The sequence below is a fragment of the Rosistilla carotiformis genome, from assembly GCF_007753095.1.
Classification (GTDB): Bacteria; Planctomycetota; Planctomycetia; order Pirellulales; family Pirellulaceae; genus Rosistilla; species Rosistilla carotiformis.
This window is the reverse complement of record NZ_CP036348.1, coordinates 4,516,308-4,535,385: the sequence shown is the minus strand read 5'-3', so window position 1 is coordinate 4,535,385 and position 19,078 is coordinate 4,516,308. Positions and strand designations below refer to the sequence as shown.

At 57.0% G+C, this 19,078-nt stretch carries 21 protein-coding genes; 14 read left to right on the top strand and 7 right to left on the bottom strand.

Going from position 1 to position 19,078, the window contains the following annotated elements; translation table 11 throughout:
* Positions 1-311: 311 nt before the first annotated feature.
* Genes atpD through Poly24_RS16390 form a run of 9 tightly spaced genes read left to right on the top strand, consistent with a single transcriptional unit; the run spans position 312 to position 7,076 of the window.
* Positions 312-1,799 (top strand): F0F1 ATP synthase subunit beta, encoded by a 1,488-nt coding sequence (atpD, locus tag Poly24_RS16430; protein ID WP_145097644.1) that lies wholly within the window; start codon positions 312-314, stop codon positions 1,797-1,799.
* Positions 1,771-2,178 carry a F0F1 ATP synthase subunit epsilon gene (locus Poly24_RS16425; protein WP_145097640.1) on the top strand — a complete coding sequence of 136 codons (408 nt, stop codon included), beginning with the start codon at positions 1,771-1,773 and terminating at the stop codon, positions 2,176-2,178. The genes atpD and Poly24_RS16425 overlap by 29 nt, the downstream gene beginning before the upstream one ends.
* On the top strand, positions 2,171-2,527 hold the full coding sequence (locus tag Poly24_RS16420) for an AtpZ/AtpI family protein (RefSeq protein WP_145097637.1): 357 nt from the start codon (positions 2,171-2,173) through the stop codon (positions 2,525-2,527). The genes Poly24_RS16425 and Poly24_RS16420 overlap by 8 nt, the downstream gene beginning before the upstream one ends.
* Positions 2,520-2,843 (top strand): ATP synthase subunit I, encoded by a 324-nt coding sequence (locus Poly24_RS16415; protein WP_145097634.1) that lies wholly within the window; start codon positions 2,520-2,522, stop codon positions 2,841-2,843. The genes Poly24_RS16420 and Poly24_RS16415 overlap by 8 nt, the downstream gene beginning before the upstream one ends.
* Positions 2,824-3,534: a F0F1 ATP synthase subunit A gene (locus tag Poly24_RS16410; protein WP_145097631.1), complete on the top strand. Its 711-nt coding sequence runs from the start codon at positions 2,824-2,826 to the stop codon at positions 3,532-3,534. The genes Poly24_RS16415 and Poly24_RS16410 overlap by 20 nt, the downstream gene beginning before the upstream one ends.
* A 22-nt stretch (positions 3,535-3,556) precedes the next feature.
* Positions 3,557-3,838 carry a F0F1 ATP synthase subunit C gene (locus Poly24_RS16405; protein WP_145097628.1) on the top strand — a complete coding sequence of 94 codons (282 nt, stop codon included), beginning with the start codon at positions 3,557-3,559 and terminating at the stop codon, positions 3,836-3,838.
* A 3-nt stretch (positions 3,839-3,841) separates the two neighbouring features.
* A complete protein-coding gene (locus Poly24_RS16400) occupies positions 3,842-4,630 on the top strand; it encodes a F0F1 ATP synthase subunit delta (RefSeq protein WP_145097625.1) in 789 nt (262 codons plus the stop codon).
* Positions 4,627-6,195, top strand: coding sequence for an alternate F1F0 ATPase, F1 subunit alpha (locus Poly24_RS16395; RefSeq protein ID WP_145097622.1), 1,569 nt, complete (start codon positions 4,627-4,629; stop codon positions 6,193-6,195). Before Poly24_RS16400 ends, Poly24_RS16395 begins: the two co-directional genes overlap by 4 nt.
* Positions 6,192-7,076, top strand: coding sequence for a F0F1 ATP synthase subunit gamma (locus Poly24_RS16390; protein ID WP_145097619.1), 885 nt, complete (start codon positions 6,192-6,194; stop codon positions 7,074-7,076). The genes Poly24_RS16395 and Poly24_RS16390 overlap by 4 nt, the downstream gene beginning before the upstream one ends.
* 61 nt (positions 7,077-7,137) lie before the next feature.
* On the opposite strand, the gene Poly24_RS16385 is transcribed toward Poly24_RS16390, so the two are convergent.
* From Poly24_RS16385 to Poly24_RS16365, 5 genes are all read right to left on the bottom strand, one after another.
* Complete coding sequence (locus Poly24_RS16385; RefSeq protein WP_145097615.1) at positions 7,138-8,148, bottom strand: glycosyltransferase family 4 protein; 1,011 nt, start codon at positions 8,146-8,148, stop codon at positions 7,138-7,140.
* Position 8,149: 1 nt separating this feature from the next.
* Positions 8,150-9,739 (bottom strand): alpha-amylase family glycosyl hydrolase, encoded by a 1,590-nt coding sequence (locus Poly24_RS16380; protein WP_315852206.1) that lies wholly within the window; start codon positions 9,737-9,739, stop codon positions 8,150-8,152.
* A gap of 244 nt (positions 9,740-9,983) precedes the next feature.
* On the bottom strand, positions 9,984-11,093 hold the full coding sequence (locus tag Poly24_RS16375) for a heparan-alpha-glucosaminide N-acetyltransferase domain-containing protein (RefSeq protein ID WP_145097608.1): 1,110 nt from the start codon (positions 11,091-11,093) through the stop codon (positions 9,984-9,986).
* Positions 11,094-11,096: 3 nt separating this feature from the next.
* Positions 11,097-11,972, bottom strand: a complete 876-nt coding sequence (locus Poly24_RS16370) for a hypothetical protein (protein ID WP_145097605.1) — start codon at positions 11,970-11,972, stop codon at positions 11,097-11,099.
* Positions 11,969-13,342 (bottom strand): flavin monoamine oxidase family protein, encoded by a 1,374-nt coding sequence (locus Poly24_RS16365; protein ID WP_145097602.1) that lies wholly within the window; start codon positions 13,340-13,342, stop codon positions 11,969-11,971. Before Poly24_RS16365 ends, Poly24_RS16370 begins: the two co-directional genes overlap by 4 nt.
* 871 nt (positions 13,343-14,213) lie before the next feature.
* Here Poly24_RS16365 and Poly24_RS16360 point away from each other — a divergent pair.
* The 5 genes from Poly24_RS16360 (at position 14,214) to csrA (ending at position 17,250) form a co-directional block, all read left to right on the top strand.
* Positions 14,214-14,639, top strand: a complete 426-nt coding sequence (locus Poly24_RS16360) for a hypothetical protein (protein ID WP_145097599.1) — start codon at positions 14,214-14,216, stop codon at positions 14,637-14,639.
* A 106-nt stretch (positions 14,640-14,745) separates the two neighbouring features.
* Positions 14,746-15,738 carry an MNIO family bufferin maturase gene (gene bufB / locus Poly24_RS16355; RefSeq protein ID WP_145097596.1) on the top strand — a complete coding sequence of 331 codons (993 nt, stop codon included), beginning with the start codon at positions 14,746-14,748 and terminating at the stop codon, positions 15,736-15,738.
* Entirely contained in the window at positions 15,739-16,650 is a 912-nt protein-coding gene (locus Poly24_RS16350; RefSeq protein WP_145097593.1) for an HvfC/BufC N-terminal domain-containing protein, read from the top strand.
* Between the two features lie 86 nt (positions 16,651-16,736).
* Positions 16,737-16,859: a hypothetical protein gene (locus Poly24_RS27665; RefSeq protein WP_261343092.1), complete on the top strand. Its 123-nt coding sequence runs from the start codon at positions 16,737-16,739 to the stop codon at positions 16,857-16,859.
* A 169-nt stretch (positions 16,860-17,028) separates the two neighbouring features.
* Entirely contained in the window at positions 17,029-17,250 is a 222-nt protein-coding gene (gene csrA, locus Poly24_RS16345; RefSeq protein WP_145097590.1) for a carbon storage regulator CsrA, read from the top strand.
* Between the two features lie 172 nt (positions 17,251-17,422).
* Here csrA and Poly24_RS16340 read toward each other — a convergent pair whose 3' ends face one another.
* Positions 17,423-17,893, bottom strand: coding sequence for a 23S rRNA (pseudouridine(1915)-N(3))-methyltransferase RlmH (locus tag Poly24_RS16340; protein ID WP_145097587.1), 471 nt, complete (start codon positions 17,891-17,893; stop codon positions 17,423-17,425).
* Between the two features lie 21 nt (positions 17,894-17,914).
* Complete coding sequence (pyrF, locus tag Poly24_RS16335; protein ID WP_145097584.1) at positions 17,915-18,823, bottom strand: orotidine-5'-phosphate decarboxylase; 909 nt, start codon at positions 18,821-18,823, stop codon at positions 17,915-17,917.
* Positions 18,824-19,078 lie beyond the last annotated feature (255 nt).

Below are 19,078 nucleotides of genomic sequence, written 5' to 3'. Positions count from 1 at the left end.
TGGGGGCAGCGCTAAGACATGGAATCCATGCTTCATGTAGAGACTGCGAATGTTCGGACAACGCCGTTGGAGATGTGTTATTTTCATTGCTCCGACTTGGCGGCGCAATGCAGCAGCTTCGGGCGTGTCGGCTGATTCGTTGAAACACAAACACCGGACCGGCCTGGTCTATGGCGCGAACTGGTCTCCCGCCGCCGCGCTAAAGCATTACATTGGTTTTGATCGGCAGCACGCGAAACTGACGCGTGTTGCCAAAGGAGGACACACATGCTTCCTTTCCATCGCTTAACCGTCGCTTCGTCACGCTAGGTATGATGTCATCCAAAACGACCGAACGTTCCACATCGCTCAACGCCGATCCGCCCGAATCACATTTCGGTAAAGTGGTCGCGGTGCGTGGCAGCATTGTCGATGTGAGCTTTACCGAGTGCTTGCCTGCGATCCATACGATGTTGCGGACTGGCAACAACCAAGAGATTGCGATCGAAGTACTCGCCCAGCTGGATTCTCAGATCGTCCGCGGGATTGCCCTGACACCCACGCAGGGACTTGCGCGTGGGATGCAGGTGACCGATACGGGCAGCCCCTTGATGGCTCCCGTTGGCAAACCGATTCTGTCGCGGATGTTCGATGTCTTTGGCAACACGATCGATCGAGGCCCGGCGTTAGAAGATGTTAAGTGGCGAAGCGTGCACCAAGCCCCACCGTCGCTAGTCCGACGATCGACGAAATCGGAAGTTTTTGAGACGGGTATCAAAGCGATCGACGTTCTGCTGCCATTGGAACGCGGCGGCAAAGCCGGTTTGTTTGGTGGTGCGGGCGTTGGCAAGACGGTTTTGTTGGCTGAATTGATTCATAACATGGTCGGCCAAGAAGAAGGGACAAGCATTTTTTGTGGTATCGGAGAACGGTGTCGCGAAGGCGAAGAACTGTACCGCGAAATGAAATCGGCGGGCGTGTTGGATAACATGGTGATGATCTTCGGTCAGATGAACGAACCGCCGGGGAGTCGGTTTCGCGTGGGACACGCTGCGTTGACAATGGCCGAGTACTTTCGTGACGAAGAGCATCGCGACGTGTTGTTATTAATCGACAACATCTTTCGCTTCATCCAAGCCGGCATGGAAGTCTCTGGATTGATGGGGCACATGCCTTCGCGGTTGGGATATCAGCCGACGATGGGCACCGAGCTATCGGGATTGGAGGAACGGATTGCGAATACCGATTCGGGCGCGATCACTTCGATTCAGGCGGTTTATGTTCCCGCCGACGACTTCACCGATCCCGCCGCCGTCCACACCTTCTCCCACCTGTCGGCTTCCATCGTGCTATCGCGCACGCGAGCGGGCGAGGGCCTGTTTCCGGCGATCGATCCGTTGCAATCGAATTCGAAAATGGCGACTCCCGGCATCGTTGGTAGACGCCATTATGAATTGGCTCAAGAGATTCGCCGCACACTTGCACAATACGACGAACTGAAAGACATCATCGCGATGCTGGGCTTGGAACAATTGTCCCCCGATGATCGAAACGTGGTCGCCCGCGCACGGCGCTTGGAAAGGTTCTTGACGCAACCGTTTTTCACTACCGAACAGTTCACGGGGCTCAAAGGGAAAGCGGTCAGCTTGGAGGATTCGCTGGACGGGTGCCAGCGGATTTTGAACGATGAATTCAAAGACTACCCGGAAAAGTCGCTTTACATGATCGGTAAGATCGACGAAGCCAAGATGCCCAAGGGGCCGAATCCCGTTGCCAACAAGGAGCGCGCGCATGCCAAGCCCAGCCCACATGACGCTTAAGATCTTGTTGCCCTATCAAGTGCTGATCGAGCGCAGCGACGTATCGCGCGTGGTGGTGGAGACTCCGGACGGTTCGTTTGGCCTGCTGCCGCATCGACTCGACTGCGTGGCCGCGATCACGCCCGGTATACTGGTCTACGAGAGCGAAGACGCTGGCGAATCGTATGTGGCGGTCGACGAAGGGGCGATGGTGAAGACCGGAAAGAACGTGTTGGTTTCCGTGCGCAACGCGATCATTGGGGCGGACTTGAGCGAACTACGGGAAGCGGTCCAACGAGAGTTCTTGACGTTGAACGAACACGAACAAGACGCGCGCGCGGTACTGGCGCGGATGGAAGTCGATTTTGTCCGACGCATTGCGAACTTGCATCATGAATGAAACCCCCGAACCCGATCCGCCACTGCGCAAGCATCCAAGTGCCCCGGCGTCGAAGTTCGCTGATCAAGTGGAGACCAAAGCGAAGCGAAAAATGAAGGTGATGCGACACCAAGACTCCGGCCTGTGGTTCGGGCTCGGAATGATGGGCCTTGTCGGTTGGTCGGTTGTGGTGCCGACGCTGTTGGGGACCGTCCTGGGCATCTGGCTCGACCGGCGATTCCCTCGCGACCAGTCGTGGACGTTGATGTTATTGGTGGCGGGACTGTTGCTCGGTTGTTTCAACGCGTGGATGTGGGTCTCCAAAGAAGACAAGGCGATGCACGAAGAGAAAGATGATCACGATGAATGAATTACTGAACACGGGCGTCCCTTTTATCGCAGGCTTGGCCCTCGGCGGAATTTTCTTCGGCGGGTTGTGGTGGACCGTGCGCAAAGGTTTGACGTCGGATCGTCCTGTGGCTTGGTTTCTGATCAGCCATGTCTCGAGAATGGCAATCACCCTGCTCGGGTTCTATTTTGTCGCGAACGGAAATTGGCAGCGGTTGTTAATCTGTCTGTCTGGCTTCTTGATCGCTCGAGTGATCGTGACACGCGTTTTGCGAACCCCGGAAACGCCGCGATCCCCGCTAACGAAGGAGGCCGATTATGCGTCTCACACCCGATGAGTGGATCTTTTGGCAGGCAGGTTTTATCAAACTGAACGCCACGATTGTCTTCACGTGGGCGATCATGATCGTGCTTACCGTCGGGTCGTTGCGGATCACTCGCAAGTTGTCGACGAATCATGAACGCAGTCGCTGGCAAAACCTGCTGGAGATCGTCGTGACCGGTATCGTCCAGCAAATTCAAAGCATTGGACTTCGCGAGCCTCGGAAATATCTGGGCTTTATCGGAACGCTGTTCCTGTTTGTCGCCACCGCGAGTCTCTTCACGATCCTGCCATTCTACGAACCGCCCACGGGATCCCTGTCGACCACCTGTGCACTTGCACTGTGTGTGTTTGTCGCCGTGCCGCTGTTTGGAATCGAAGACCAAGGAATTGCCGGCTACTTGAAGTCGTATCTCGAACCGACGTTCATCATGCTGCCCTTTAATCTGATCAGCGAAATTTCGCGGACGCTGGCGCTCGCGATCCGTCTGTTTGGCAACATGATGAGTGGGGCGATGATCATCGGGATTCTTCTTTCGATCACACCGTTCCTGTTCCCGGTCGTGATGACTCTGCTGGGGCTGCTGACCGGGATGGTCCAGGCTTACATCTTCAGCATCTTGGCTGCGGTTTATATCGCTGCGGCGACACGCGTTCGCGAGACAAAGATCGATCCGGAACCAGAAACAGAAACAATCAAATCATGAACAGCGACTGAAAGGAAGGAATATGGATAACACAACTTGGATTGCGATCATCTCGATCATCCTCGCGGGAATTACGACCGGTTTCGGCACGATGGGGCCAGCGCTCGCCGAAGGCAAGGCGGTCGCAACGGCGCTCACATCGATCGCGCAGCAACCCGATGCCTCGCCAACGATCACGCGGACCCTGTTTGTCGGCTTGGCAATGATCGAATCCACTGCGATCTATTGCTTTGTTGTGTCGATGATCCTGATTTTCGCCAACCCGTTTTGGAACTACGCCATCGAACAAGTGGCGGGGAAATAGACGATGCTGATCGATTGGTTTACCGTCGGTGCGCAGACTGCCAATTTCCTGGTCTTGGTTTGGCTGTTGAAGCGTTTTCTCTACAAACCGATCTTGGATGCGATCGATCAGCGGGAGCAACGGATCGCGGACGAACTGGCTGATGCGGATGCGAAAACGCGGGAAGCCGAGCGGGAACGGGACGAGTTCCATTCGAAGAATGCAGAGTTCGATCGGCAGCGGAACGAATTGCTCAGCAAGGCAACCGACGAAGTGAAGGCCAGCCGGCAACAGATGCTTGACGAGGCGCGAACCGAGGCAGACGCGTTGCGAGCCAAACGTCAGGAATCATTGCAACGCGAGCTGACAAGTTTGCAAGCCGAGATCTCCCGTCGAACGCAAGCCGAAGTGTTTGCGATCGCACGTCACGCGTTGTCGGATTTGGCGGACAACGATCTTGAAAGTCGGATGTGCGATGTGTTTCTTGCCCGACTGCGTGATCTCGACGACGACGTGAAGCAAACCGTTCGTCAATGCAAAGTCTCCGATTCCGCCCCCGCAAGGGTGCGAAGTGCGATGCCGTTGTCGTCGCAGCAACACGACGCGATCCGAAGTTCAATTGACGAAGTCTTTGCGGCGGAACTGCCCGTTGGTTTCGAAACGGATCCTGCGATTACCAGTGGAATCGAACTGACAGTGGGCGGGCAACGGATCGCGTGGAGTATTGGTGACTATCTGACATCGCTGGAATCAAGCGTGGGCGAATTGCTCGACAACGTTGCGGCGGATGCGGAAGCGGGAGTCGCTCAATGAACGCGCCCGATGACCTGATGCATGTCACCTTTGAAAGGGCGTTCGATCGGATTGCTCGCGGTCGTCAAGCCTTTGAACCGTCGTTGCTGCCACACGAGATTGGAACGCTTGCGAGCGTGTCGACGGGGATCGCTCAAGTCACCGGATTGCCGGGGATTGGGTATGACGAAATGGTGACCTTCGACAACGGCACACTGGGCATCGCGTTCAACGTGGACGCCGATGAAATTGGTGTGGTGTTGTTGGGGGATTACGCCACGCTTCGTTCGGGCGGCGAAGTTCGCCGAACGGGACGCGTGATGGACGTCGCGGTGGGGGACAGTTTGCTGGGCCGGGTGATCGACCCGCTAGGCCGCCCGCTCGATGGCCGGGCGCCGGTCGTCTGCAGTCAGCGAAAACCGATCGAACGGCCGGCAACCTCGATCATGGATCGCGATCCTGTCACGGTGCCGCTTCAAACCGGGTTGAAGGTCGTCGATGCAATGATCCCGATCGGGCGTGGGCAGCGTGAATTGATTTTGGGAGATCGGCAAACGGGGAAGACAGCGATCGCGATCGATACGATTCTGAACCAACGCAATCAAGACGTCGTCTGCGTCTACTGCGCGATCGGTCAACGTGCATCGACGGTTGCCAAAGTCGTGGCAACGTTGAAGGAAAAAGGTGCGATGGACTATTCGGTCGTCGTCGTTGCCGAAGGGAACGACCCGCCCGGCGTTGCTTATGTCGCACCGTACGCGGCGACAACCATCGCGGAGTATTTCATGGAACAGGGCCGTGATGTGTTGATTGTCTACGACGATCTGACGCACCACGCCCGTGCCTATCGCGAGTTGTCATTGCTGCTGCGACGCCCGCCCGGTCGCGAAGCGTTTCCCGGTGACATCTTCTACCTGCACGCGCGTTTGTTGGAACGTTCGACTCATCTGCGTGCCGATCTTGGCGGTGGCTCGCTGACCGCGCTTCCGATCATCGAGACCGAGGCGCAAGACATCTCCGCCTACATTCCGACCAATTTGATCTCGATTACCGACGGACAGATCTATCTTTCACCGTCGTTGTTTGAGTTGGGCATCTTACCCGCGGTCGACGTTGGCAAATCGGTGTCGCGTGTCGGCGGCAAGGCGCAACGGGCGGCGTATCGCGCGGTCGCAGGTGATCTCAAATTGGCGTATGCTCAGTTTGAAGAGCTGGAAACGTTTTCAAAGTTTGGAGCGCGCGTCGACGAATCGACGCGCCAAGTGATCCAACATGGTCAACGCATCCGTGCCTGTTTGAAGCAGGCGGAACACTCGCCTGTCTCGGTCGCTGCGCAGGTGACGGTGTTATTGACGCTGACGGATTGTCTGTTCGATGCGATTCCGCTCGACCAAATGCCCGACGCGGAAACCGCGGTCCGCGAGGCCGCTGTAAAAATTCCGACCGCGATTCAAGATCGTCTGCTTACCGCGGATTCGCTCAGCGATCTTGATCGTGCCGAGATTTTGAAGATTGCCCGCGAGGCGTTGCAGCCATTCCAACCATCCGATTCGCAGCGAACGCCAAGCAAAGGAGTCGATTCGTGAGCCAATCGATAGCGTTGTTGAAGCGACAGATCGGTGGAGCGACCGACTTGCAATCGGTGGTGCGGACGATGAAAGCGATGGCCGCTTCCAACATCACGCAATATGAAAACTCAGTCCGCGCGCTCTTCGATTACAGCCGCACCGTGGAACTTGGTTTGGGTGTCTGTATTCGAGCTGCTAAGGCCGCCGGCGTTTCATCTGCTGCGCTACCGAACACCGGTTCGGACAAAGCGGCAGCGATCGTCTTCGGGACCGACCAGGGACTCGTCGGTCAATTCAACACGATCATTGCGGACGAAGCGTTGCAAACTCTGGCAGATTTGCCTGGCAAGCCGATACTGTGGGCGGTGGGAGAACGCGTCCATTCGCGGCTGAACGATGCGGATGCCGATTCGGTCGGCCGATTCAACGTTCCCAACACGGTGCGAGCGATCGCGCCTTTGGTCGGCCAAATTCTGATCGAATACGAAGCACGTACGCGTCAAAATCCTGGCACCCAGCTCTACTTATTTCACAATCGCCCTACCACGGGTTCACTCTACGAACCGGTCAGCCAACGGCTTCTGCCGCTGGACAATGCGTGGCGTCGTCAGCGCAGCGAGATCGCTTGGCCAACCAAAAGTCCGCCCGAAGTATTGGGGAACGATATCCAAACGATGCGCAAACTGACGGGCGAATATCTATTTGTCTCGCTGTTTCGCGCGTGTGCGGAGTCCTTGGCTAGCGAGAACGCCAGCCGATTGGATGCGATGCAACGCGCCGACAAGAATATTGACGAACTGCTTTCGACGCTCAACTCCACATATCATCGCCAGCGACAAAGCAGCATCGACGAGGAACTCTTCGACGTCGTTTCCGGTTTTGAGGCGTTGGGGAACTGAACGCCAGATCAATGTCGACGGGTTTCGATAGGGGAGCTGAAATGTCAGGACGGCCTGCGCGCTAGGCTCCAAGGATACGCTGATAGAGGGCCAAGTAGGCGTCTGCCATGCGATCAATGCTAAATCGGTCCGCTACGGCGTTGCGGACGGTTCGCCGATCGATCTCGCCGATACGCTCGATTGCCTGATTCGCTTCGGTAAGGTTGTCGACGAGAAAGCCAGTCACGCCATGCTGAATCAGTTCGGGCATCGATCCACGCCGCGATGCGATAACGGGCGTGCCGCAAGCCATCGCTTCGACAACCGAAAGCCCGAATGGCTCATCGAAATTGATCAGATGCAAAAGCGCGCGGGCGGACCCAAGAGCATGCAGCCGCTGTTCCCCTCCGACAACGCCGTGATAGGTAATCGTTACGCCATCTTCGGCTGGTCGAACTTCGCGATCATAGTAGTCGGTATCCTGCACGATCCCATACATGTGGAGCTGGCGGCCGCTCGCCCGCGCAGCAGCGATCGCCTCGGCAGCCCCCTTGTCGGGATGGATGCGTCCAAAGAAAAGCAGATCGTCGCTACCCGTTAGATTCAACGGAAAATCGTCGATAGGAATTCCGTGATGGATCGTCGCCGCATAGCGCAGATCGGCACAGCGGTCGGCGTCGCTGATCGCGACAAAATGGACAATGTCTTGGTATTCCACATACATTGGCAGAATGCGATTGGACGAGAATCCGTGGATCGTCGTCACGATCGGCGTGTCGATCAACCGCGAAAACGCGTGGGCGGGAAAATCCGCTTGGTTGTGAATCAGATCAAATTGGTCGGCCTGTTCGAAGAGGTAGGCAAGGTGGCGGAATTCCCAGACCTTGGCATCGATCGACGAATCGTCGCCATACGGCGCTGGCACGACGCCATCGAGCGTCCCCGTCGTCATGCTATCGAGGGTGGCAAACAACGTCACGTCGACGCCACGCTCGACCAGTGCCTCGGTCAGCATGCTGGTGACAAGTTCCCAGGGGCCGTAGTTTCTTGGCGGCGTCCGCCAAGCAATCGGAGCCAACATCGCAACACGCATATCAGTGTTTCTCTTTCAGTCGCAAGACGAGGCCTTCGTCAGGGGCGAGCACGTTGTCCACCGAGCGAAACGCCCGATGCGATCGACTCGCAGTGGATGGCAGAAGTGTCGAGGCAAGAACTTCGGCGACACAAGTCTTGGTCGGCAACATCAGAGGACGCGTCTTGCCACCCAGGTTCAGCACGATCAGCAAGGACTCGCCCGCATGTCGCCGCTGGTAGGCGAGCACGTCCTCGGCTGCGTCGACAAGGGTGATCTCACCGATTGCGAGTGCGTCGTGGGAGCGCCGCAGCGCCAACAGAGATCGGTAGAGCGATAGGAGGGAATCGGCGTCCCGATCTTGCGCTGCGACGTTTCGAGTTGGCCAGTCTTCGTTGAGCGGCAGCCAGGGATCCAGCGTGCTGAAGCCAGCGTGGGTCGATCCGTCCCACGGCATCGGAGTGCGCGAACGATCGCGTCCGAGCCCCAGGCCAGGCTGACGCAGTCCTTGTGGATCGCGCACGCGATCGGGCGGGATCGTCACCTTGCCGATCCCAATTTCGTCCCCCTGGTACAACGTCGGCGTGCCACGAAGAGTCAACAGAAGCATTGCGGCAACACGAGCCTGCGCGTCGCCGACTCGCGCGGCAATGCGGGCCGCGTCGTGACTTCCGATCACCCAGTTGGGCCAACCGAATTCCGGCAACGAGGCCTCATAGTCGGCGATCGACTGTCGGATCACTGCGGCGTCCCAGACGCTTTCGATCAGCTGGAAGTTGAACGGCATATGCACTTGCGGGCGATTTGCCGTGCCATACCATCGAGCCAGGCGATCATTGGGCAGACAGATCTCACCGATCAGGACGCGGTCGCCGTAGCTATCGGCCAGCGCGCGGAAATCGGCAGAGATCGCATGCGCTTCGGGCTGGTCGGTCGAATGGAGCTGGATTAGCCGATCGCGCTGTGTGCGGTCGGGCGTCCAGTCGGCGTTGATCGGATTGTCGGGCAGGGTTGCCGCTTTGATGATGTGCCACAGCACGTCGATTCGAAATCCGTCGACACCTCGGTCGAGCCAAAATCTCAGCACCGCCATCATCGCTTCACGAACCTGGGGTTCGCGCCAATTGATGTCGGGTTGCGACGTCAGGAATGCGTGGAGGTAATACTGGCCGGTGCTTGCATCCCATTCCCAAGACGAGCCACCGAAGTCGCTGATCCAGTTGTTTGGCGGTCCGCCGTCGGGTGCCGGATCTCTCCAGATGTACCAATCTCGCTTTGGGTTCTCGCGTGATGACCGACTTTGGATAAACCAAGGATGTTGGTCGGAGGTATGATTGGGAACGAAATCCAGCAGCAGCCGAAGCCCACGCGCGTGGACCGCCGAAAGCAGTCGATCGAAGCCCGTAAGATCACCAAACATTGGATCGATACCGCAATAGTCCGCGATGTCGTATCCAAAATCCGCCATTGGGGAGGGATAAATCGGTGACAACCAGACAGCATCGATCCCCAGGCTGGCAAGATAGTCCAAACGCGATTTGATGCCGACCAGATCTCCGACCCCGTCCGCATCGCTATCCTGAAACGACCGGGGATAGATCTGATAGATCACCCCTTTTTTCCACCAGGGAACCTGCCTGTGATCTACCCGCACCATATCGGTATGTCCCAGTTCGTTGGAACTATGTGTGGGAATGAAACGTTGTGTTCATCTGAACAGAACCGCATTGTCCCCACAAGTGGACTCGTTTGCCATATCGAGCGACCGATCCAGCCGATGCGCCGGGGCCCCTTTGTGAAATTCAAAACGCACCCTTGGCTTCTGTGGACTTCCGCGGTGAGTGCGATTCAGACCGTCAGTCACAAAGCCATCGCATCCAGCCTTCGACGCCCAGCCGCCGATCGGGGCCAACTTTCCGCAGCGCGAAGAAGCAGGCGACGAGAAACAGAACCGCCAGGAGCAAGGAAACCTCAAGTGGCATCAGGGATCGCCAATAATAGGTTGGCTCCTGTTGCTGCGCCATCGCGTAGATCCACATCGGCCAGATGTGGACGCAGTGGTGCAAGACGTAGATCGTAAACGAATATCGGCTGAACGTTTTGGTAATCGTTCGCCAACTCGATTTCGTCGCGGTGTTGGTTTCTCGATCGATGAAGCGGTGTCCTAATCCGAACAGGAACATCGCCATCCCGATCGTCGCCATCACATATTCAATCGTCGCTGGAAACATATGCCATCCCCCCAACAAACGCTCTGCAATGGCATCGGGCATCTGCGGCCGAATCGAAAGCAGAAGGGCCGAGCTCCCCATCAACAAAACGCCCACCAAGGCGATCTTCCAACTGGATCGGTTTTCTCTCTCCGGTTGGCTTTCGTCTTCAGCCTCTGCTGCGCTCGCAACGATCAACTTCCCCGTGACCAATCCAGCAATCGAATAGGCCAACCACGGAAACATCGGGAAATAACCGGTGACCAAAAATCCAATCAGAATGTCGGACAAGGTTAGGTCGACTTCAAAATAGGCTTCGGTCCAATAGGCTTGATAGTCGGCCATCTCGCGCAGGAAAGGGGCGACCACGACAGACACGATCGCAATCAAAATCGGAATCGGTACGGGCAACCGCCGCATTCCATTTAACAACAGGATCGCGGTTCCGATAAAGGTCAAGACGTCCCAATTGAAGGTGTCTTCGGGAAGCCAGATGAGAATGTTAAAAGCGAATCCGACGCCGAACACGAACAGTCCCCGTCGAATCGAACGCTTCGAAATCTCTTCCTCGCTGATCCCACGCCGTTCCAGACCATCCACCCACAGGCAATAGCCAAGCCCCGACAGGAACGTAAACAGCGGCGCACCGAGTCCGATAATCGGTAAGCCGATACCCGATAGGTTTTCGGCAAAGTGCACCAGCACCATCACGACGATCGCGACCGTCTTGAGAATGTCAATCGATGAGTAACGCATGGATTATTGTCCTGCGCTTGTCAGGAGTTCAAATCCCCACAGCAGCAGCTGGGTCAGCAACAGCACGATAATGATCCATTCCAGAATATGCCCGGTTCGGCTTTGAACAAAATCGCTCGCCCGTTGTCCAAGCGCGTCGTAGATTCGTTCGAAGACCTCGAGCTGTTCACCCAGGAATTCATGCCGGTGAAGCATGCGGGAACGTTCGCGATACCGTTCGCCCACTTGGCTGGCCAACGTGGGTGGATGCAGATGCGGTTGGTGAATGAAGGGGCCCAGTTGCGATTGGCGGGCGCGGATTCCGACCAGCTGTTGAAAACGCTTCTTCAGCTGAGGTTGTTTCGACAACGACTTCTCATCAAACGTAAACGCCAACGGCGCATCGGCTTCCATTTGCGGCCACGATTCTCCTAACAACTGTTCGATGTCGCGCAGTTCAGCTTCGTACCAGCAGTTTTCGATTAACGCGAGACACACCGAATCGAGCCGGTCTTCGGGAGCCAAGACCGCCACGCGTCCGGTCGTCCAAAAAACTTGAGCCCCCTGCAGCGTCATCATTTCCAGCGGAAGCTTCTGCTCTGTCGCGCGGGAACCGACCCAATGCCTTGCCACCGCTTGCAGTTCGGGATCCTGATGATTACTGGTGGGAATCGTCATGATCTGGAGCCGGTCATGGGATTCATCCGTCTGCGGGTCGGGGGCGGATTCTGCGTTCACCGCATATCGTCGAAACGGCATCGGCAATGCCAGCAGCAGTTTTTGTTCGGGGCGATGTTCCGAGACAAACGCGATCTGCTGAATCTCTGATCCAAACGGCAGTTCACTAAAGACACCAAAATCGGTCGATGCCTTGCCGCGTTGAATATCTTTGGCAATCACACTAGGTCCTTTCCGTTGTTGTTCATGCGTCCCGCAATCCACGCGGCGACATAGTTGGCCGAGTCGAGGACACCGTTGAGAGTGGAGTCATACAAGTAGTCGCCGACCATATAGAGGTTGGCATGTTCTGTCGGCTCGGGTTGGTGGCGGCGATCTTGGCTCAGCGGCACCATCCCACCTGGCATCGCATTGACCGCGCCAATCCAACGATGGACGCGCCCCTCGACAAAACGCTCGCGTCCATCGGCGAGGAAGTCGGGCAGCGAATCGAGTGCCTCTTGGATCAACCGCTCGTCGTCCAAGTGACTCATCTCTTCCGCATTGCTGCCCCCCAACAACCAACCCAACACGCCGTGGGTACTCTCCAGATCGCGTGAGGATTCGTCGTACAAGCAGCATCCCCCCATGCGATCCAGCATCCAGAACGAATCGGTCAACGTACGACGCCAGAAGGGTTCGTCGAACAAGATCGTGACGCGCAGATAATGGGCTGGGTAATTGAAGTAGTCGTGGTGCGTTCGAATCGCCTCGGCAAGCCGATCCCCTTCAAACGCAACCGAGTTCACTTGATTGTGTGGCAGGGCGATGACAACAAAATCAAAATCGTCCTGTCGATCCTCACCGTGATGGCGCGATGCAATGCGCAATCGATCATCCTCGAGTTTGCAGACGCTGCGAACCGGGCAATCACGCAGGATGTCCGCGTCGATCCGTGCGACGAGTTCGCGCGGCAAACGCTCATTGCCCCCTTCAATGCTGTACAGGCTCATGTACGCAGGATGGTTCATGACGTAGTTCTGCACACCATAATCGACGCTGGTTTGCTTGGGCTCCGTCGCCAGATCGCTGTGGATCATCGCCTCGATATATTGGCGTGCGTCGTCGTTGTCAATCGCGTCTAACATCGAATCAAAGCGACGCCGGTCGGGTTGGCGAGTCGACCCTTCGGGGTAGTCGGATTGATAGAATTCCTCCGGTGTCATGTGGTCGCGAGCGCGGCGGTCGAACGCTGTCACCGCAGCGAACGCTTCGAGCCCCAAGTGATCGCGAACATCATCGAGATTTGAAAGGACGCGGTTGTTCATGATCACCGCACAGCCCTCCATTTGCGTGACGGGCAATCCGAGTTCGGCAATCAATTCCCGCAGCGGATCGTCGTCAAATTGCGAGTATCCATAGAATTCCGCCGCCCCCGCTTCGTAGCGTGAGGATGCTTTGCTGAATTGCGGCGTGAGGATCTTTCCCCCCAGCCGATCGCTGGCCTCGAATAGCGTCACATGGAACGGGCGATCCGCGATCTTTTGCAGCGAATAGGCCGTCGTCAAGCCGCCGGGCCCGCCTCCTATGATTCCAACTTTCCAAACTCGCATGCAATTTTCCTTTGGACCGGTGGCGATCGCGGCGTTTGTAAACGCTTATGTCTGTCGGACTGGGGATGAGTGTAGATAAGGCGCCTCACACGACGCAGTTGCCGGCACCATTCGGCTTCTTTGAACCACGGTCCGCTCCTGCGAGGTCGGGTAGTGCGAAGTGTTAACAGGTCGCGGCTTTGGCGCACAGGGGGGCTCCCTGTGATCGCTTTAAGGGCAGTGCTCCATCAGCCGTGGGGCGTTTCACTTTATAGGAATTCGGCCAACCCTTCGGTTGTGGAGTGCTGCTGTTCCTCATGCGGGGAGCGATGAGGAAGATGGCATGATTCGCATTGGATAAGGGCAAATCGCGGAGCGGGGCGGCGTCGTGCGTGCATCTCATTCTCGGGCAGATCGTTTCGATTGATGGTTGGGCACATGGTTAGGGTGATTGTTCGACCTAATGTTTTCTGCGGATCGAAAATACAACATGAAAAAATTGCACGATCCATGTGCGGCGCGAATGGGAGACGTTTCCGTTCGATTGGGGGCTCCACTGCCAAGACGCCCCGGGTAGAGGAATCCGTTCGTCGAAGGGTGGGGGGGCTTTCTCCCTGGCTACTTCTTTTGGCTAAGGCGTGGGGTTCTGTTAGATGGCACACAATCACTGGGAGGCGACGCGGCTAGACTGCGAAGCGACGATTGGATTGCGGTGGAATTCTCTCAGGATTCCACAGCACCGAGTGCAGATGCCGCGATCGCTATTCGATTGGTAATCGTCTGCGTGACGATTGCTTCGGCAGCACCGTTGGTTTGGCTCCGACCGGATCCACTGGCATCGGCAGCAAGCTCGTCGTCGTTTACATCCACTTCCCGAAAGAAGGTACTTACTATGAGTGACACGAACATTGGACGCCGGAATTTTGGACGCATGGCCGTGATTGCAACGGGCGGGCTCGTGGCCGGCAGCAAGTTGGCATCGGCCGACGAGGGGAAAGCCGATTTGGGAGTCGATCCGGCGTTGTTGATCGCCTCTCCGAACACTTGCAAGGGATTGAACACTTGCAAGGGCGAAGGCAAAGGCGATCACAATTGCGCCGGTATGGGGTCTTGTGCAAGCGTTGCAAAACACGACTGCGCGGGTGCCAATGAGTGCAAGGGAGCTGGCGGCTGCGGCGGCTATCCCGGACAGAACACATGCAAAGGCAAGGGCAGCTGCAGTGTGCCTTTGAACGCCAACGCTTGGAAATTGGCTCGCAAGCAATTCGAGCAATTGATGACAGCTGCCGCCAAGAAGGTCGGTCCAGCACCTAAATAAAGCGTGACGCGCAGCAAACCATGTTCGTTAACCGATTCCAACGGCTGGTCCTGTTTTGTCACGACCAGCCGTTGTTTGTTGCAACACCTCCGGGAGCCTTGAACCAATGACCGATTCGAATCGAGAACCATCGCCTACGGCATCTGGCTTGGGGCTTGGCGTTGGGCTGCGGACCGCCCACTTTGCACACATTTTGGAGCATCAACCGGCGGTCGATTGGTTCGAAATCATCTCCGAGAACTTCATGGACTGCCAAGGGCGTCCGCTTTACGTCCTGGACCAAATCGCCGAACGGTACCCGATCGTAATGCACGGGGTTTCGATGTCGATCGGCAGCAGCGATCCGTTGAACCTCGAATACTTGAAAAAGCTGAAGCGACTGGCCGATGAGACCGGCGCACGCTGGGTTTCGGACCATGTCTGTTGGACTGGGATCGCATCAAAAAACACCCACGATCTGTTACCCATCCCTTACCACGAAGAATCGCTACGCCACGTCTGCGATCGGATTCGAATCGTGCAAGAAATTCTGGAACGGCCGTTGGTGCTGGAGAATCCCAGCACCTACGTCACCTTCCGCGATTCGACGATGAGCGAATGGGAGTTCATCCGCCGAATGACGATCGAAAGTGGATGCCAGTTGTTGTTGGACGTGAACAACGTCTACGTCTCCAGCGTGAATCACGATTTCTCTCCTACCGAATACCTCGATTCGATCCCCGCCGATCGCGTTGTCCAGTTCCATTTGGCGGGGCACACCGATCTTGGAACCCACTGCATCGACACGCACGATGGACGCGTGGTCGATCGCGTGTGGGAGCTGTTTCGATATGCCTACCAACGCGGGATCCGGGCTTCAACGCTGTTGGAATGGGACGCCAACATTCCCGAATTCGATGTGCTGCATGCCGAGGTGCTGAAGGCGAAAGCTTATCTGAGTTCGGCCCAAGCCGAGCCGTTGGACGATTGGGATGCGCCGTCGCAATCGTCCAACATGCCGCGGCCCCTTCCCACGGAGGATGCGGTGGCACCGGCGAACGAGCGCCGTCGCGATGCGATTCCTCAGCCAGCGTTGTTCAGTCGAGCGGAGGTCGAGTAGATGGAATCCACTTCGCACGGACTGCAGCGCGTTCAGCAATGGATGCAGGCGGTCATCACGCATCCCGATGGGGTGCAGAGCGGCTCGCAATCGGAGACCGCTCGAGACGCTTTGGGAGAAGCCGTCGGGGCAAGCCTGGAAGATTTGATCCTGCCATCGAAAAGACTCGACAGCCAGCAGCGGATCGAGGTCTATGCCAACGCGTATTATGCGCGGTTGTTGGAGTGTTTAGGCGAAGAGTTTCCGGCGCTTGTGAAACTGTTGGGTGAGGAGACGTTTAACGCGTTTGCCGTGGAATATCTCCAGTTCTTCCCGTCGCAAAGTTACACTTTGGCGGACCTGGGGGCTCATTTTCATCGCTTCCTGAGCCAGTATCGCGATGCGGCTTGTGAGGATGAAGATTCCGATTCGCAGGAACGATCGTGGAGCGACTTGATGATCGATCTTGCGCGGCTGGAGCGAACCTACAGCGAGGTCTTCAGCGGACCGGGGATCGAACGGTTGGAAACCCTTCGCGGCGACGCGTTGGCCGCCGTCCCGCCGGATTCGATGGGTAGGATCTGCTTGACGCCAGCCCCTTGCCTGCGGCTGTTGCAGTTGAACAGTGGGGCCCATGAATATGCGATTGCGGTCCGCAAAGGGGAGGACGTCGACGGCGTGATTCCCCAGATACGGCCGACGTATCTTGCGATCACACGGATCCGTTACGTCGTCCGCACGATTGACTTGGAGCCGGCGGAGTTTGAAGTCCTCCAGTTGTTGTGTGACAGCGTATCGCTGGAACGGGCGATCTCAAGTGTCGCCGCGCTGGACGCGTTGGATGATGCGGCGTTGTCATCGCAGCTTGTCGCGTGGTTTCAAAAATGGGCGACCGACCAAATGTTCATCGACTTCCACGTCGACAACGGCTAACTGCGTCGGATCCCGCCTCACGGAGTATGAAGAGGTCGAGAATCGAACGTTAAGTTCGATCCCCAACGTTGGCTGGGAGAGGCCAGGTGGAGACTTCGATCGTCGCGGCGTGCAGCCTGTATCAATCGTGTGAGTTGCGCGTTCTCGACCAACCGATGCTAGCGTTGGCCGGTAGCGCCCGCAGAATCTGCGAAACCGCCAACGCATAGAACTCTTTGAATTGGTGAGAACGGGCCGCCGATAGACTTACTTGTCGGGAACCTTCAATCGCTTCCCGTCCCCAGTCTCCCATGACCTTCAAGCGAGCGTGTGCCGCTCTGCTCGGCGTTATGGAATTTAGCCAATATTCACACAACCCGAACATTCAGAGAGAGCACCATGCTTGTTCTATCACGCCACCGCGACGAAAGTATCATGATCGGAGATGACGTCGTGGTCACGATCGTCGACATTCGCGGCGACAAAGTGCGACTGGGCATCGATGCGCCACAAAGCATTCCCGTGCATCGTCAGGAAGTTTACGATGCGATCCAACGCGAGAATCAACGCGCATCGCAATTGGGAACCGACGCCACCAAATCGGTTCGCGGCCAAGAGTAGCATTTGTCGAGCGTTTCGCTCTGAAAAAGCGAGGCCACCCGCTGTCGCCACCAAAGCGGGGCTTACGGTTCGAGAAAACCGATCGTTGCGATGCGCTCGACATTCGGACCCGGCGGACAAGCCCAAGGTCCGCGATTCCCACCTGCCCGCCTGACGACCTGCCCCCTCCCGCCTACTCGTTGTGATATTTTTCGCCACGTAAAATCGTGAACGCACGGTAGATCTGTTCGATCAGAAACACCCGCGCCATGTCATGCGTTAGCGTCAATTTCGACAGCGACCATATCCAATCCGCCCGTTCGTTGACTTTGGGGTCGACGCCCCATGCGCCTCCGATGACCAAGGTCATCCGTGGAGTGGCGATGTTCATTTTCGCTTGAATCCATTCGGACAATTCGACCGACGATAGCTGGCGTCCGCGCTCGTCCATCAACACCATCAGGTCTTGATCGGCCACCTGCCGTAGCAACAGGTCGGCCTCTTTCTTCATCAGCTCCCCCGCCGACAAACGGCCCGCCTTGAGTTCTTTTAGTTCGGAAATTTCCAACGCGCAGTAATGCGATAACCGCTTGCGATACTGATCGATCAGATCGGCAAAGTTTTTGTCTTTCGAACGACCGATCCAAACGAGCTTAATTTTCAACGCAACGGCCTCTTCCGGAAACTATCGCTTCAGTTGGTCGTTCATCTGACGCGTGGCGGCTTCGACGGCGGCTTGCCATCGCGCATCGCCATACTGGTCTTTGAACTCCGCGCGCTCGTGCGCGAAGATGATGTGGCGCGAATTGTTCACGACCGCACCGAGTCCTTGGTCATCAAAACCCGCGGCCACGTCGGCAGCCGATCCGCCTTGAGCGCCGAAGCCAGGAATCAAGATCCACGCCGATGGCATCCGCTGACGCAGTTCGGCAAGCTGTTCGGGGTATGTCGCCCCCACAACCGCTCCGACCGGCCCGTAGCCACTTTTTCCAATACGATCCGCGTTCTGTTGCGTGACCAGGTTGGCGACCGCTTCGTAGACGCTGCCATCCTCGCCACGGCGATCTTGCAGCAGACCACCGCCCGGATTCGAGGTCTTTACCAACACAAAGATGCCTGCCTGGCGGGAATCGCACACTTCGACAAACGGTTCGATGCTGTCGGCGCCCAAGTAAGGACTGACCGTCAATGCGTCGCTGCCCCAAGCGCTCCGGTCTCCCGCGCCCAGATAGGCCGACGCATAAGCCGCAGCGGTGGAACCGATATCGTTCCGTTTGCCATCCAGGATGACCATCAAACCGCTGCGATGGGCATATTCGATCGTTTCGGCCAAGGCCATCATTCCGTGAGGGCCCAATTGTTCGAAGAAGGCCGCCTGCGGTTTGACGACCGGCACCAGCGGCGCCACGACGTCGATGATCTCACGACAAAATTGGCTGAACGCCGCCGCACGCCCCTGCGGGCTGGCCTCCGCTGCATCGCGTAGGCCGGCTGGCAATTGCCCAAAACGTGGATCCAATCCCACACAGACGACCGACTTTTTTTCCGTGACGGCTGCCGCCAACCGATCGCCAAAGGCTGCGTTATCGCTCATGATCTTTTAGGTTCGTAATAAATGGATGCGGTGAAACAAAACTCGCGCTCGCCAATCGTCACTCCGAAAGCGAAAGCACTAGATTATCAGCCCGTCCCGCGGTTGAAACCCCACATGACCCGCCGGTCGTTCAGCCACGAACCGCTCGCGGTTCCGATCTTTCGACGGCGATACCATGGGAACGACCGACGTTGTCGACCGTGGATCGAATCGATGTCATCGTCGTTCGCCGGTTTCTGTTACATTCGGCCGCCG

Coding starts and splice junctions, on each gene's coding strand:
- atpD (WP_145097644.1), top strand. CDS start 312: ATGATGTCATCCAAAACGACCGAACGTTCCACATCGCTCAACGCCGAT.
- Poly24_RS16425 (WP_145097640.1), top strand. CDS start 1,771: ATGCCAAGCCCAGCCCACATGACGCTTAAGATCTTGTTGCCCTATCAA.
- Poly24_RS16420 (WP_145097637.1), top strand. CDS start 2,171: ATGAATGAAACCCCCGAACCCGATCCGCCACTGCGCAAGCATCCAAGT.
- Poly24_RS16415 (WP_145097634.1), top strand. CDS start 2,520: ATGAATGAATTACTGAACACGGGCGTCCCTTTTATCGCAGGCTTGGCC.
- Poly24_RS16410 (WP_145097631.1), top strand. CDS start 2,824: ATGCGTCTCACACCCGATGAGTGGATCTTTTGGCAGGCAGGTTTTATC.
- Poly24_RS16405 (WP_145097628.1), top strand. CDS start 3,557: ATGGATAACACAACTTGGATTGCGATCATCTCGATCATCCTCGCGGGA.
- Poly24_RS16400 (WP_145097625.1), top strand. CDS start 3,842: ATGCTGATCGATTGGTTTACCGTCGGTGCGCAGACTGCCAATTTCCTG.
- Poly24_RS16395 (WP_145097622.1), top strand. CDS start 4,627: ATGAACGCGCCCGATGACCTGATGCATGTCACCTTTGAAAGGGCGTTC.
- Poly24_RS16385 (WP_145097615.1), bottom strand. CDS start 8,148: ATGCGTGTTGCGATGTTGGCTCCGATTGCTTGGCGGACGCCGCCAAGA.
- Poly24_RS16375 (WP_145097608.1), bottom strand. CDS start 11,093: ATGCGTTACTCATCGATTGACATTCTCAAGACGGTCGCGATCGTCGTG.
- Poly24_RS16365 (WP_145097602.1), bottom strand. CDS start 13,342: ATGCGAGTTTGGAAAGTTGGAATCATAGGAGGCGGGCCCGGCGGCTTG.
- Poly24_RS16360 (WP_145097599.1), top strand. CDS start 14,214: ATGAGTGACACGAACATTGGACGCCGGAATTTTGGACGCATGGCCGTG.
- bufB (WP_145097596.1), top strand. CDS start 14,746: ATGACCGATTCGAATCGAGAACCATCGCCTACGGCATCTGGCTTGGGG.
- Poly24_RS16350 (WP_145097593.1), top strand. CDS start 15,739: ATGGAATCCACTTCGCACGGACTGCAGCGCGTTCAGCAATGGATGCAG.
- csrA (WP_145097590.1), top strand. CDS start 17,029: ATGCTTGTTCTATCACGCCACCGCGACGAAAGTATCATGATCGGAGAT.
- pyrF (WP_145097584.1), bottom strand. CDS start 18,823: ATGAGCGATAACGCAGCCTTTGGCGATCGGTTGGCGGCAGCCGTCACG.